Annotated in this window: 10 protein-coding genes and 2 pseudogenes; 7 read left to right on the top strand and 5 right to left on the bottom strand. The window is 73.2% G+C overall.

What is annotated here, in order from left to right:
* The 4 genes and pseudogenes from NBW84_RS14845 to NBW84_RS14830 form a co-directional block, all read left to right on the top strand.
* Nucleotides 1-435 (top strand): annotated as a pseudogene (locus NBW84_RS14845) (serine/threonine-protein kinase); the annotation flags it as partial.
* Between the two features lie 159 nt (nt 436-594).
* Nucleotides 595-1,014 carry a nitroreductase family deazaflavin-dependent oxidoreductase gene (locus tag NBW84_RS14840; RefSeq protein WP_250285332.1) on the top strand — a complete coding sequence of 140 codons (420 nt, stop codon included), beginning with the start codon at nt 595-597 and terminating at the stop codon, nt 1,012-1,014.
* Nucleotides 1,015-1,069: 55 nt separating this feature from the next.
* Nucleotides 1,070-1,309 carry a type II toxin-antitoxin system Phd/YefM family antitoxin gene (locus tag NBW84_RS14835; protein WP_250285331.1) on the top strand — a complete coding sequence of 80 codons (240 nt, stop codon included), beginning with the start codon at nt 1,070-1,072 and terminating at the stop codon, nt 1,307-1,309.
* Between the two features lie 35 nt (nt 1,310-1,344).
* The gene (locus NBW84_RS14830) at nt 1,345-1,677 is read left to right on the top strand and encodes a helix-turn-helix domain-containing protein (RefSeq protein WP_250285329.1); all 333 of its coding nucleotides are present in this window, start codon (nt 1,345-1,347) and stop codon (nt 1,675-1,677) included.
* Nucleotides 1,678-1,892: 215 nt separating this feature from the next.
* Here the strand turns inward: NBW84_RS14830 and NBW84_RS14825 are convergent, their stop codons facing one another.
* From NBW84_RS14825 to murG, 3 genes are all read right to left on the bottom strand, one after another.
* Nucleotides 1,893-3,470 carry a Mur ligase domain-containing protein gene (locus NBW84_RS14825; protein WP_250285328.1) on the bottom strand — a complete coding sequence of 526 codons (1,578 nt, stop codon included), beginning with the start codon at nt 3,468-3,470 and terminating at the stop codon, nt 1,893-1,895.
* A gap of 288 nt (nt 3,471-3,758) precedes the next feature.
* On the bottom strand, nt 3,759-5,207 hold the full coding sequence (gene murC, locus NBW84_RS14820) for a UDP-N-acetylmuramate--L-alanine ligase (protein WP_250285327.1): 1,449 nt from the start codon (nt 5,205-5,207) through the stop codon (nt 3,759-3,761).
* A 100-nt stretch (nt 5,208-5,307) separates the two neighbouring features.
* Nucleotides 5,308-6,438, bottom strand: a complete 1,131-nt coding sequence (gene murG, locus NBW84_RS14815; protein WP_250285326.1) for an undecaprenyldiphospho-muramoylpentapeptide beta-N-acetylglucosaminyltransferase — start codon at nt 6,436-6,438, stop codon at nt 5,308-5,310.
* Nucleotides 6,439-6,704: 266 nt separating this feature from the next.
* Between murG and NBW84_RS14810 the strand changes: the two genes are divergently transcribed.
* The 3 genes from NBW84_RS14810 to NBW84_RS14800 all read left to right on the top strand — a co-directional run bounded on the left by NBW84_RS14810 (nt 6,705) and on the right by NBW84_RS14800 (nt 11,381).
* On the top strand, nt 6,705-7,781 hold the full coding sequence (locus tag NBW84_RS14810) for a D-isomer specific 2-hydroxyacid dehydrogenase family protein (protein ID WP_250285325.1): 1,077 nt from the start codon (nt 6,705-6,707) through the stop codon (nt 7,779-7,781).
* 488 nt (nt 7,782-8,269) lie between these two features.
* Nucleotides 8,270-8,734: a hypothetical protein gene (locus tag NBW84_RS14805; RefSeq protein WP_250285323.1), complete on the top strand. Its 465-nt coding sequence runs from the start codon at nt 8,270-8,272 to the stop codon at nt 8,732-8,734.
* Between the two features lie 13 nt (nt 8,735-8,747).
* Nucleotides 8,748-11,381 carry a S1 family peptidase gene (locus NBW84_RS14800; protein ID WP_250285322.1) on the top strand — a complete coding sequence of 878 codons (2,634 nt, stop codon included), beginning with the start codon at nt 8,748-8,750 and terminating at the stop codon, nt 11,379-11,381.
* Nucleotides 11,382-12,016: 635 nt separating this feature from the next.
* Here the strand turns inward: NBW84_RS14800 and NBW84_RS14795 are convergent.
* Together NBW84_RS14795 and NBW84_RS14790 are read right to left on the bottom strand one after the other, a co-directional pair.
* Nucleotides 12,017-12,469 carry a 4Fe-4S binding protein gene (locus NBW84_RS14795; protein WP_250285321.1) on the bottom strand — a complete coding sequence of 151 codons (453 nt, stop codon included), beginning with the start codon at nt 12,467-12,469 and terminating at the stop codon, nt 12,017-12,019.
* Nucleotides 12,466-12,921, bottom strand: a pseudogene (locus NBW84_RS14790) (oxidoreductase); the annotation flags it as partial. The pseudogene NBW84_RS14790 and the gene NBW84_RS14795, both read right to left, overlap by 4 nt.

The following is a 12,921-nucleotide window of genomic DNA, read 5'->3' as shown; positions in this document are numbered from 1 at the left end:
CCCGCCCCGTCCCACGTTCCTTCCTCTGCCCAGCCCTCGCCGCAGCCGGTTCCCGTCCATGGCTGCTCGCCGCGCGGCGAGGCGATCACCGACTACGCCGGACGGGCCTTCTCGACCCGCTACTACTGCAGCACCTACGTGGCTTCGGCCGTCTACGCCAACGTCCGTTCCGATCAGGCGCCGGAGACTCTCGATGACAGCGGGTACATGGCCGCGGCCGCGAGCGTGTGGGCGCTGTGCCAGTACCAGGGCCGTCCGAACCCGGTCGTCCAGGGCAACACCAACACCTGGTGGCTGTACACCCAGGGTGACAACGGGCGTGCCAACACCCATGGATACACCGCCGCCTGGGGGTATCTGCCGGCGACCGCGGTGTCCCAGGGCGGGCAGAACGAGCCCGTCCCCGGCGTACCGCTCTGCCCGTCGTACTTCTGACATCCGGCGGTCATCCGGCGATGACCTGATCCGGCCTCCGCCGTCCGCGGCCCGGCCGCCGCGACGGCTGACCTCCCGAGTCGAGGTCGGGCCCCTGCTCGGCTGGGTATGACGGTTGACGTACGTGGTGCGACAGCCACTCCTCAAGGAGGTAGTCACATGCCGTTGCCCAGATGGATCGCCGAGACCAACCGCCGGGCCACCAACCGGGTCGCCGGCCCTGCCGCGACCCGGCTGCCCGGTTTCGGCGTCATCGTGCACAGGGGACGCCAGTCGGGCCGCGAGTACCGGACCCCGGTCAACGTGTTCGGCTCCGACGGCGGCTACGTCGTCGCGCTGACCTACGGCAGCGACTCGGACTGGGTGCGCAACGTGCTGGCCGCCGGAGGCTGCGTGCTGGAGCACCGTAACCACCGGGAGGAACTCGGCTCGCCACACATCGTCCACGACGACAGCCGCAGCCAGGTGCCCGCCCCGCTGCGGCCCGTGCTCGGCGCCATCGGCGTCTCGGACTTCCTGACCCTGCGCCCCCAGCCCGCGCCGCCGCAGCCCTCCGCCGAGGAGGACCTGACGGTCTGAATCCGGCAGCCGGGAGACCACATCCGGAACATAGATCAAACTGTACACTTTGGCCATGACCCTGCCTGCCCGCACCACCGATCTCCATGCGACGGACGTCGAGATCGGGCTCGCCGAAGCGCGTTCCCGCCTCGGCGAGCTGGTCAACCGCGTCCACGAGGGCAACATCGTCTACCTCACCCGTAACGGCACCCCGACCGCCGCGATCCTGTCGGTCGACGAGCTTCGCCGTCTCGTCGAGGCAGAGGAAGAGCTGGCGGATCTCCGGGCAGTCATCGCCGCCGACCGCAAGTAGTACGAGATGTACCTGAAGGAACGGGCGAGGGAGCGATGATGAGCGGCTACAGCAAGTGGGATCGAGAGGCTTATGTCGAGCGTGTCGGCGGTCCTGACGAGGCCGAACGGCGACGCAGGACGCTGATGGCCCGCGTGGACGGCTACCAGCTGGCCGAGATCCGCAGGCAACGCGGCCTCACCCAGAGCGACATCGCTGAGATCATGGGCGTGACCAAAGGGCGCGTCAGCCAGATCGAACGCGGAGAAGCGTTCACCGTCGATGTCGTGAGCCGCTGTGTCGAGGCCCTCGGTGGCGAACTGAGGCTGCTGGCCGACTTCGGCGACCACACCTACAAGGTCAGCAGCGAACAGCTCAGAGCAAGCTGATCAGCTGCCGGCATTCCGCCCTTACCAGGCAGGTGGGAAGAAACACGGACGGAACCGCCGGGGTTTGCCGTTACCCGGCCGCGGCAGGACGGTCCGGCGAGATACGGCGGCCGAGTCGCGGAGCAGGACAGTCACCGTTGGGAACGGTTCAGCAGCCAGCGGCTACGCGACCATGGTTTTGCGCCTGGGGCCGACGAGTAGACGGCTACCCGCAGTCACAGATTCGCCGCCTGCAGTGCGGCGAGGAGGTGCGGACCGGTTTCGGTGATCGTTCCAGCGCCGAGGGTCAGCAGCAGGACGCCGGCCGGGGCGCTCCGTCGGCCCGTCGAGAGGTCGGTGGCGAGCCGGTCGGTCAGCTCGTCCCAGGGCACGTAGTACGTGGCCTGGGGTACGGAGATCTTTTTGACCAGGTCGCCGGCGTGCAGGCCGAGGGTGTCGTGCTCGCGGGCGGCGTAGATGTCGGTGACGTACACCCGGTCGGCGTCGGCGAACGCGTCGGCGAAGTCGTCCAGCAGGGCCGCCAGCCGGCTGAAGGTGTGCGGCTGCATGGCCACCCACACCTCGCGTGTACCGGCCCGCTGGCGGGCGGCGGCCAGCGTGGCGCGGATCTCGGTCGGATGATGGGCGTAGTCGTCGATCACCTCCAGCGGGCCCCGGCGGTCCGTCGCCGGGGCCGTGCCGACCAGCGTGAACCGACGGTCGGCACCGGTGAAGGCCGCCAGCGTCGCCAGCGCGCTCGCCACCTCGACGCCCAGCTCGGTGGCGGCCGCGAGCACCGCCAGCGCGTTGCGGACGGTGTGGGCGCCGGGCAGCGCGAGCGTGAGCGTCCCGACGTCGTCACCGTCGTGGCGCACGGTCGCCCGCTGGCCCCCGTCGGGAGTGACGCGCAGGTCCACCGCCTGCCATGCCCAGCCCGGTTGCAGCCCGTAGTCGACGATCCTCACCCGTCCCTCCCCGGCCGCGCGCCCCTGGCCTGCTGCGCCTTCCAGGCCGGCGGCGGGGATGAGGCTGGCGCCGGCCGGCGGATGCGGCCGGTACCCGTCACCGCCGACGGGGATGGCGCCGGTGCCGGGGCGGGCGGCGGCCGGCAGCGCCGCGAGCACCGCCTGTACGCCGGGGTCGTCCCCGCACACCACGAGCGTCCCGCCGGGACGGACCCGGGCCGCGAACGCGGTGAAGGCGCGCCGCACGGACGCCTCGTCGGGGAAGAGGTCGGGATGCTCCCACTCGACGTTGGTGATGACGGCGAGCGCCGGGTCGAGGCCGGCGAACGCGCCGCCGTACTCGTCGGCCTCCAGGACGAACACCCGCCCGGCACCGACCAGCGCGTTGCCGCCGAGCTGCGCCACCTCGGCGCCGATCACCGCGGTCGGGTCCACCCCCGCGGCGCGCAGCACCAGAGCGAGCATCGCCGACGTGGTGCTCTTGCCGTGCGAGCCCGCCACCGCGACAAGATCGTAGCCGGCGGTCAGCTCGGGCAGCCACTGGCTGCGCCGGCGGACCGGCAGGCCGCGCCGGTGGGCGGCCAGCAGCTCAGGATGATCGTCGGGAAACGCGCTGGACGCGACCACGACGTCCACCCCGTCGAGCTCCGCGTCCAGCGCGGCCGGGTCGGTGACGGCGCCCACCCGTATCCGGGCGCCGGCGGCACGCAGCGCGTCCAGGCGAGGGGCGTCCTGCGCGTCGCTGCCGCTGACCGTCCCGCCGCGGGCGAGATGGACGTGGGCGAGCGCGGACAGGCCCGATCCCGCGATCCCCAGGAAGTGGACGTGCTGAGAGCTCTCACCGGTCACGACAGGCAGTGAACACCACGCCGCGACCGGGCCGCCACGCGGCCGGCCCCGCTGACCAGGCCAAGCTGACCAGGCCGGATAGTCGGGTGGCCAGGTCGACCGATCAGGCGGCCAGGCCGAACGGCCGGGCCGGGCGGGATGGTCGGGGCCGGCGGGCATGGGGGCACGCGTGGACCCGCCGTCGCACCTGTACAAGCGGCGTCAGAGGCCAGCAGCGTCAGGGGCCAGCGGCGTCAGAAGTCAGCGGCGTCAGAAGTCAGCAGCGTCAGAAGTCAGCAGCGTCAGAAGTCAGCGGGCGTGAGAGGCCCGTTCGGCCAGCACGCGCAGCAGCTCGCCGCCGAGAAGCGTCACGTCGCCGGCACCTACCGTCAGCACCAGGTCACCCGGACGGGTGAACGCCGCGACCCGGTCCGCCACGGCCGACCAGGACGGCTCGTAGACGGCCCGGCCGGCCGGCAGCGGCACCCGCGCGGCGACGGTCGCGCCGCTGACCCCGGGGATCTGCTGCTCCCCCGCGCCGAAGACGTCCATGACCACAACCGCGTCGGCGAGGCCGAGAGCGGCGCCGAACTCGGCGGCGAAGGCCGCCGTCCGGCTGTAGAGATGCGGCTGGAAGGCCACCACCACGCTGCCGCCGTCGGCGACGTCACGCGCGGTCCGCAGCACGGAGACGACCTTGGTCGGGTGGTTGGCGTAGTCGTCGATCACCCGGACGCCGCCCGCGCTGCCCTTGCTCTCGAAACGGCGGCGGGCCCCGGCGAACCCGGCCAGCCCCTCCAGCAGGCCGGCGGCGGGCAGACCGAGCTCCAGCCCGGCGGCGAGCGCCCCGGCGGCGTTGCGCAGGTTGTGCCGGCCGGGCACCCGCAGGCTCAGCTCGCCCAGGCGCCGGCCGCGGACGACGACCTCGCAGGTCGAGCCGGCGGCGGAGACCATCGGCAGCTCCACCCGGACGTGGGCGTCCACCGACTCGCCGTAGGTGGTGACCCGCGGGACCTTCCCGCCGTCGCGCTCCCGCTCCCGCAGGGCCGCGACCAGCCGGGCGGCACCCGGGTCGTCCGCGCAGGCCACCACGAAACCGTTCGGGTCGACCCCGTCGACGAACCGGGCGAAGGCGGCCTCGACGTCCTCGGGCCGCTGATAGTAGTCGAGATGGTCGGCCTCGACGTTGGTGACGACCGCGCCGGAGGGGGCCAGCAGCAGGAAGCCGCCGTCGCTCTCGTCCGCCTCGGCGACGAAGATCTCGCCGGTGCCGGCGTGCGCGTTGGAGCCGGCCTCGTTGATGTCGCTGCCGATGACGAACGACGGGTCGGCACCGCAGGCCTGCAGCGCGACGGTGACCATCAGGGTGGTCGTCGTCTTCCCGTGGGTGCCGGCGACGGCCAGCCCGCGCGTCCCGCGCATCAGCGCCGCGAGCGCGGCGGACCGGGAGACGACGCGCAGGCCGCGCCGGCGGGCCGCCTCGACCTCGGGGTTCCCGTCCGGGATCGCCTGGGAAACGATCAGGGTACGGGCATCGCCGACATGATCTGGATTATGACCGACGGTTACCACGGCGCCGAGTGCCCGCAGCGCGGCCAGCCGGCGGGTGTCCCTGGCGTCGCTGCCGGACACCGCCGCGCCGCGCCGCATCAGCAGCCGCGCCAGCCCGCTCATGCCGGCGCCGCCGATCCCGACAAGATGGACGCGGTCGAACTCGTCCGGTAGGGCCGGAGCTGTCACAGTGACATCTTGCCCCATCCGCCGTCCGAGACCAGACCTTTGCGGGCCGCGCGTGGCGCGGCGAGCCCTTCCACAGGCCGCGCGGACACGGCGGGTGTCTGCGGGTGTCTGCGGGTGTCTAACGGGCCGCGTGGCGCGCCGGCTGCCGCCGGCGGGACGCCGCGGCCTCCCGGATCATCGCGACGATCGCGTCCGCGGCGTCGGGATGCCCGGACCCGGCGCAGGCGGCCGACATCTTCGCCAGCCGCTCGGCGGAGGTCAGCACGGGCAGCAGCTCCGCGCGGACCCACTGCGCGGACAGGTCGGCGTCGTCCACTATGAGACCGCCGCCGGCCTCCACCGTCGGCAGGGCGTTACGCCGCTGCTCACCGTTGCCGTGCGGGAGCGGGACGTAGCCGGCGGGCAGGCCCACCGCGGCCAGCTCCGCGCAGGTCATCGCGCCGGAGCGGCACAGCGCCATGTCCGCGGCCGCGTAGGCCGACGCCATGTGCTCCAGGTACGGCCGGACGACGTAGGGCGCGGGCAGCTTCGCCGGCAGCGCCGCGAGCACCGTGTCGGCGTTCTTCGGCCCGGCCGCGTGCAGGACCTGCACCCCGCCTGCCGTGATCTCCCTGGCTACCGAGCTGATCACGTCGTTGAGCCGGCGGGCCCCTTGGGAGCCGCCGAAGACCAGCAGCGTCGGCCGGTCCGGGTCGAGGCCGTAGCCGGCCCGCGCGGCCCGGACCGCCGCCGGGGAACGGTCCAGGCGCAGGATCTCCGGGCGCAGCGGGATACCGGTCAGCCGCCCGCCGCGCAGCGGCGTGTTCGGGTAGGACACCGCGACATAAGGGGTGAACCGGGCCCCGATCCGGTTGGCCACCCCCGGCAGCGGGTTCGCCTCGTGCACGACGATCGGGATGCCCGCCCGGCGCGCGGCCAGGTAGGCGGGGACGGACACGTACCCGCCGAAGCCCACGACCACGTCCGCACGCACCCGGGCGAGCGCCGCCGACGCCTGGCTGACCGCCCCGGCCAGCCGCCCGGGCACGGTGAGCAGGGACGGCGTGGGCTTGCGCGGCAGCGGCACCTTCGGCACCGTCGCGAGCTCGTAGCCACGGGCCGGCACCAGCCGGGCCTCCAGCCCGGACTCCGTGCCCAGCAGGGTCAGGCGCAGCCGCGGGTCAGCGGCGCGCAGGGCGTCCGCGACGGCCAGCGCCGGTTCGACATGACCCGCCGTGCCACCGCCGGCGAGCACCACACTCCTCAGCATCGTCCACGACGATGGCACATCCTGGCCGCGGGCCGCTCCCCGGGTACCGTCAGCGGCACTGCCCGTCCCGGTGGCGCCACGGGGAGCAGCACCGGGAAGCGGCGGGAAAGGGCATGTCAACGCCGTATTTCAACTTTGTCTACCTGCCTGGTCGGGCATGGACGCCGCGTCCGCGACGATGGTGCACTGCAACTAAATGTCCCCCGTAACCGGATGCCCGCCGTGCCCGCGGCCGCGCGCCGGCCGCCCCGACCGGAAGGGAACCCATGACGAGCGTGAGCGCACCGGCCCCGCACCAGGCCGAGGTGGCGGAGGCAGCCACGGAGACGGGGACGGGGGCAGGGGCGGGTACGGGGACGGCCGAGGCGCCCGGGATACCGGCGCAGACCACCGTGCCGCGGGGCCTGCTGATCGGGGTCCAGCTGCCCTCGCCGTGGGGCGCCCCCATCCGGCAGGCCCTCGACGGCCTGCTCGTCGGCGAGCCCGACATCGAGATCGTCGATGTTTCCGCGGCGGAGGGCCCGGAGCGCCGGCCGCGGGTCCTGCTGACCGGGCCGGGCCTGCGCGTCGAGCGGCCGCCGGCCTGGTTCGGCGACGTCGAGTGGGTGCACACCGTCTCCGCCGGGGTCGACAGCTACCCGTCCTGGCTGCTGTCGGCACCCGTGGTGACCTGCTCCCGCGGCCTGCACGCCACCCAGATCAGCGAGTGGGTGGTGACCGCGCTGCTCACCGGGGCCAGGCAGAACTCCTGGGTCACCGCGCCGGTCACCGCCTTCCCCCGGCCGACGCCGGGCGCACTGCTCGCCGGTTCGACGCTGGGGATCGTCGGGTTCGGGGAGATCGGGCAGGCGGTGGCCCGCCGCGCACTCGCGCTCGAGGTCGACGTGGTGGCGCTGCGGCGGCGGGACCGGCCGAGCCCCGTGGACGGCGTCCGGCTGCTGCCCGATCTCGCCGGTCTGCTGGCGGTGAGCGACGCCGTCCTGCTCAGCGCCGCCGCCACCCCCGACACCCACCACCTCATCGACGAGACCGCGTTGCGCCAGGTGAGGCCCGGCGTGCACCTGCTGAACATCGCCCGGGGCACCCTCATCGACCAGGAGGCGCTGCGGCCCGCCCTCGACGACGGCCGGGTCCGCCTGGCCAGCCTCGACGTGACCGACCCGGAGCCCCTGCCGGCCGACCACTGGCTGTTCACCCACCCCCAGGTCCGGATCAGCCCGCACATCTCGGGCTGGGCCCCCAGCCTGGAACAGGCCATCGCCCGGCGGTTCCACGAGAACCTGCTGCGCTACCGCTCCGGCCAGCCCCTGATCGGCCTCGTCGACCCCACCGCGGGCTACTGAGGGGCTGCTGAAGGACCCTGGCGGGTTGCTGAGGGCTACCGACGGGCTACCGACGGATGCTCAGCGGGCCGTCCGGGCTCCGGTGCGGGCCGAGGATCCGGCGCGGCACTGCTTCGGGTTCGTCGTGTCGCGTTTCTCCGCCAGCGCCGATCCCGAGCGGGTCCGGCGGCAGGCATGAACGCGCGACAGCCGTCCCCGAGCAGCCCGCGGGAGCTGGATTGATCCGGCCAGTCATCGCGGCCTGGAAAGCCTGGAAATGCTGTGACCCAAGGCTGCGACCCACGGCTGCGACCCACGGAAACGCTTGAACGTAACTGTCCGTTACACCCTCTCCCGGGGCAGGCCCCGCCGGTGATGCCCACCCTGCCGCGGGCCGTGTCCGGGGTGTCGCCGGCTGCCCATATCGGTCATGGGATGCTGGCGATCCGCCAGGGATTCTCCTTTGTGTGCCGGATGATCCCGGTAGGAGATCGTCGATTGGGGGGCGCATGGGCGGCGATGAGCGTGACGACGACTGGGCTTACGACGTGGCTGTTGCGCTACGCGGTCCGGAGCTGACGGGGGACGCGCGGCGGGATGCCGGGCAGGGCGGGGAGTCCTGGCTGGAAGAGACGGCCGGCCGGGCCGGGCAGCATCGCCGTGACCGGCGGGCCGCGGTTGTGCAGCGTGGCGAGCAGGCCGTGCGCGCCGCGGTGCGGGCGTTGAGCAGCCAGATCGGTGTGGTGGCCGGGGATGTGGCCCGTGGCCTGGACGGCCAGGGGCTGGTGGAGGCGGCGCCGGGCCAGCTTGGGGTCGACGCGGTCGAGGTGTCTTTCGGGGTGACGTTGACGGCCGGTTCGGGCCAGGCGATCGAGGCGGTGCTGAGTCTCGAGGGTGAGGCGGCGGTGCAGGTGACGGTGTCACTGACGCGGCGCTCCGGCGACTCCGCCGCCGGCGCTTCCGCCACCGCCTAGCGAGGCGGGCACCGTGCTACCGGGTGTGGGCCGGCTGCTGGTCGACGGGGAGCCCGTCGGGGACGAGAGCGAGGTGTTCCGCACCGGCTTCGTGATCGACAGCAGTCATGTGCTGACCGCCGCGCACTGCGTGCGTGGTGTGGACGAGGCCGACGCCTCGTTGTGGCTGCGGCTGCTCCACGAGCGGGAGCCCGGTGATGACGGCCCCGACACCGGCGGCGGGGGCTACCTGCTGGTACCGCTGCGGGTGGCCGAGCTTGACGAGAGCGGGCTGGACGCGGCCGTGCTGGTGGTGGATCCGCGGCGGGAGCCCCGGCCGGCGGTGGGGGCGGAGCGGCTGGCTGCCTGCCTCGAGCGGGTGGCGGTGCCGTTGGGCATCGAGGTGTCCGCGCGGGAGGGGGTGCGGGCTGAGGGGTTCCCGGCCAGCACGGGGAATCCTCACGGCCGGGCTTTCTCCGGTGAGATCAGTGACGTGCGGGCCCGGCTGGCCGGGGCCTGGTCGCTGGAGCTGTTCTTCGATCAGGCGGCGGCGGTGTCCGCGGAGGGCCCGGGCGGGCTCAGCGGCGGCCCCGTCCTGCGGAAGGCCGGGCCGGACGCGGCCGCCGAGGAGGTTGCCGTTGGTGTGGTCCATGGCTTTCCCCGAGGGGAAGAGCGGTGGCAGGCCCAAGGCGGGACGGTCTATGCCAGCCGGGTTGCCGACCTGGCCGGACGGTTCACAGCGGTGGCGGACGCGGTGGCCCGCCGCGCGCAGCGGGCCCTGGCAGCGGGGGGAGATCCGCCGCGGTCCGGTCCGGCCCGGTCGCTGGTGGAGCTGTTGCGGGCCGACGCCGCGATCACCGGCTTCCGGGGCCGGGAGAAAGAACGCGATCAGCTTCATGCGTGGTGTGGGTCGCCCGCACAGCGGTCGGCATGGCTGATCGTCGGCCCGGCCGGTCAGGGCAAGACCCGGCTGGCCCGGTGGCTGCTGGCCGATCGTGCCGGTGCGGGCGGGTGGCTGGTCGCGCTGTTCCGGGGCCCGGGTGATCTCGACCGGCTCGGTACGGCGTTGACGGTGGCCGCGCACCTGGAGCACAGCGTGCTCGTGGTGGTGGACTACGCCGCCGAACACGGGGCGGCCAGTCTGCATCCGCTGGTCGAAAAGCTGGCCGCCACCCGGGCGTGGTGGCGGCTGCTGCTGCTGCTGGCCCGCGCCACCGGTGACTGGTGGACGCAGCCCTCGACCGGTGTCCGCAGCATGCTGGAGGAGGCCGGGACGGAGGTGCGTGACCCGGAGCTGGCCCTCACCGCGCTGGAACCGACTGTCGAAGGACGGGAACGCGCCTTCCGCGCCGTGGTGGCGGCGCTGCGGGAGCCGGTGCGGCTCTTCGCCGAGAACCATGATCTGCCGTTCGTCGCGGACCCTCCCGTTCCATCCCTGAACCGGGAGGAGTTCGGCTCGGCCCTGATGCTGCACATCGCCGCGGCCTGTGCGCTGCTGCCCATCTCCCGGCCGGGCGAGGACCGTCGAGGGTCGTCACCGGCGGTGATACGCGGTGCGGACCTTCTCGGCCGGATCCTCGACATCGAACGCGACCACCACTGGCTCTATCAGAAGATCGGGACGCAGACGCTCTACCGGCCGACAGAGGAGGCGTTCGGCAGCCTCGCCCATGGGCTCGCCGGGCCTGGCAACGTCGAAACCGCGGTCGCCGCCGCGACGCTGGCCGGGGCGGCGAACCTGAAGGAAGCCGTCCCCCTGGTGCGCGCCGCCCTCGGCCTCCCCGAGGACGGCCCCCGGGCCAGGCAGATCGCCCGCTGGCTGCACGACCTGTACCCGAGCGCCGAGGACAGCGACGGCTGGCTGCCGCCGCTGCAGCCCGATCTGCTCGGCGAGGAACTCGTCGCCCGGGTCATCCGCCGTGCGGTGGACGACGACTGCGACCCGCTGACCACAACGCTGCCGTACCGGCTCCTCCAACAGCCGGTGGGGAGCCCGCCCACGGATGATCAGGTACGGCGGATGCTCACCGTCGTGAGCCGCGCCGCTCAACGCCACGCCCTCCTGGCCCGCCTTCTCGACGGCGGCCCCAGCTCCGGCGGGCTGTCGGAGAGCCCTGTCCTTGCCCGTGTCCCATCCCAGGTTGACCTCACCCCGGTCGAGGCGGCTTTACCCCACGCCACCACGTCGCTGCTCGCCTTCGCCGTGCAGCTCACCACGCATGTCCTTGACCGTCACATCGCCACCGTCCGCCCTGAACACCCGGCCGAGCCGATCACCTACGAGGATGCGGCTGAACTCGCCCGGCTCCAGAACAATCTGGCGATCCGGCTGTCGGAGGTAGGGCGGCGGGCAGAAGCACTCGCACCCGCCACAGAAGCCACCAATATCCGCCGGCGGCTGGCGGAAAACGCCCCCGACGCCTACCTCCCCAACCTCGCCACGTCGCTGGCCGTAATGGCGTCGGTTCTTCGTGGGGTGAGGGGAGAAGACGCGGTCGCGGCAGCCGTTGAAGCGGTGGAAATCTTGGGTATTCTGACCGATCGGCTTCCCGAGGCCTTCGGTTCTCGTTTCGTATCTGGCTGCCATCTTCTGGCCGATCTCCTCGACGGCCTGGGCCGCCCAGAGGAAGCCGCGGAGATCCGTGGGCGGCTAGCCGCGGACATGTGATGGCAGCCGAGGCGCTCCCTTTCGTGGCCGGGGTTCCGATCGAGGACGACTGGGGGGCGTGTTTCGCGATCGGTGATGGGCTCGGGCTCACCGCTCGGCATATATTCGCTCGCCGTTCGGAGCGACCTGACAATGTCAGATGCGTCCGAGATGCGCGCCTGGCTCGATCGAAACACCGCTCCGCTGGATATTGCGCTGGCGGCTTTCATCCAGGTCGACAGCATTGTTCGGCGGGAGTCTGTACCGAGCTGACCGGCTCAGCGAGGTGTTGTGCCTGCCGGGCTGACGTCAGAAAGCGAGAGCTTCGAGGGCCCCGGAGCGGTTCACCGGGCCGAGAAGCGCGACACGACGAACCCGGACCAGGCATCAGATCCCTGACCCGCGCCGAAGCCCCGGCGACCCGCGGAACACTCCCCGAGGGCCCGCCCCGACCGGCCGTTCCGGCCGACGGGCGCGTGACCGTGGCCCTGCCCGTGCGTCCCGGCCCGGCCCGGCCCGGCCGCATTCTCGCCGGCTGTCGGCACCGCGCACTGCCCGGGCGTCCCACCTGCCCGGCCGGTCGGAGCGCGCGAGCGTGACCCCGTCCGCGCGCGGCGACGAGATCACCCTGGTCGAGCAGGACGCGGGCAATCACGTCACGCCCCTGCAGCCCGCCCGCGGTCACCATGACCTGGCCAGGGCCGACCGGCCGCCGGCGCTGGCAGGGGCCGCTCCGAACCCGCCGGGAAGGACGGCGGGCGGGGGATGCCCAGGATCTCGAACGCCTCGGCGAAGATCGGCCCCATCCGCCAGCTCTCGTTGCGGTGGACGTGGCGCCACCGGCCCCAGCCGGAGTCGCGGCGGTACTGGCCGGGCCAGTCGGTCGCGGCGACCTCGGCCGCGGAGACCTCGGCCGGGCTGTCACAGTCCGGGTCGACGAACAGGGCGTCCACCGGACAGTAGATCTCGCACATGAAGCAGGTCTGGCAGTCCTCCTGACGCGCGATCGCCGGCACCTCGCCGGGGACGGCGTCGAAGACGTTGGTCGGGCAGACCCGGACACAGATGTTGCACCTGGTGCACCGGTCGGCGAGCAGAATCTCGATCACAAGGCGATCCCTTCGGGGACGGCAGCGGGATCGGTTGCTCCGGATCCGCGCTCCGGTGTGGTCCAGACCCGGTCCAGCCCGCCCACGAGAATCCGGTGGGCGAACCTGTCGTCGGTCGCAGGGGCGTCCTCACGCTGATGCATGCCCCGGCTCTCCTCGCGGGCGAGCGCCGCGGTGTAGGACCACCGGGCCGAGGCCACCAGCGCGGCGGCCTCCCGGGCCCGCACGGCGTCCACGCCGGTCGCCCGCAGGTGCCCGCTCACCTCGTCCCAGGCGGCGTCCAGCTCGGACAGGGACGCGCGCAGCCGGTCGGCGTGGCGGAACAGGTTCCTGTCGTAGGGGTGCGTCTCGGCCCGGACGGCGGCGACCACCGCCCGGGTGTCCACCGGCCGGGCCGAGCGCCCGGGCCGTAGCCCCGCGCGGCCGGCCGCCGTGACCGGCCCGCCCACGCC

It is taken from the genome of Protofrankia sp. CiP1_Cm_nod2, from assembly GCF_920664355.1.
Lineage (GTDB): Bacteria > Actinomycetota > Actinomycetes > Frankiales > Frankiaceae > Protofrankia.
Note: the sequence above shows the minus strand (reverse complement) of the source record. Positions and strands in the feature narration are given on the sequence as shown.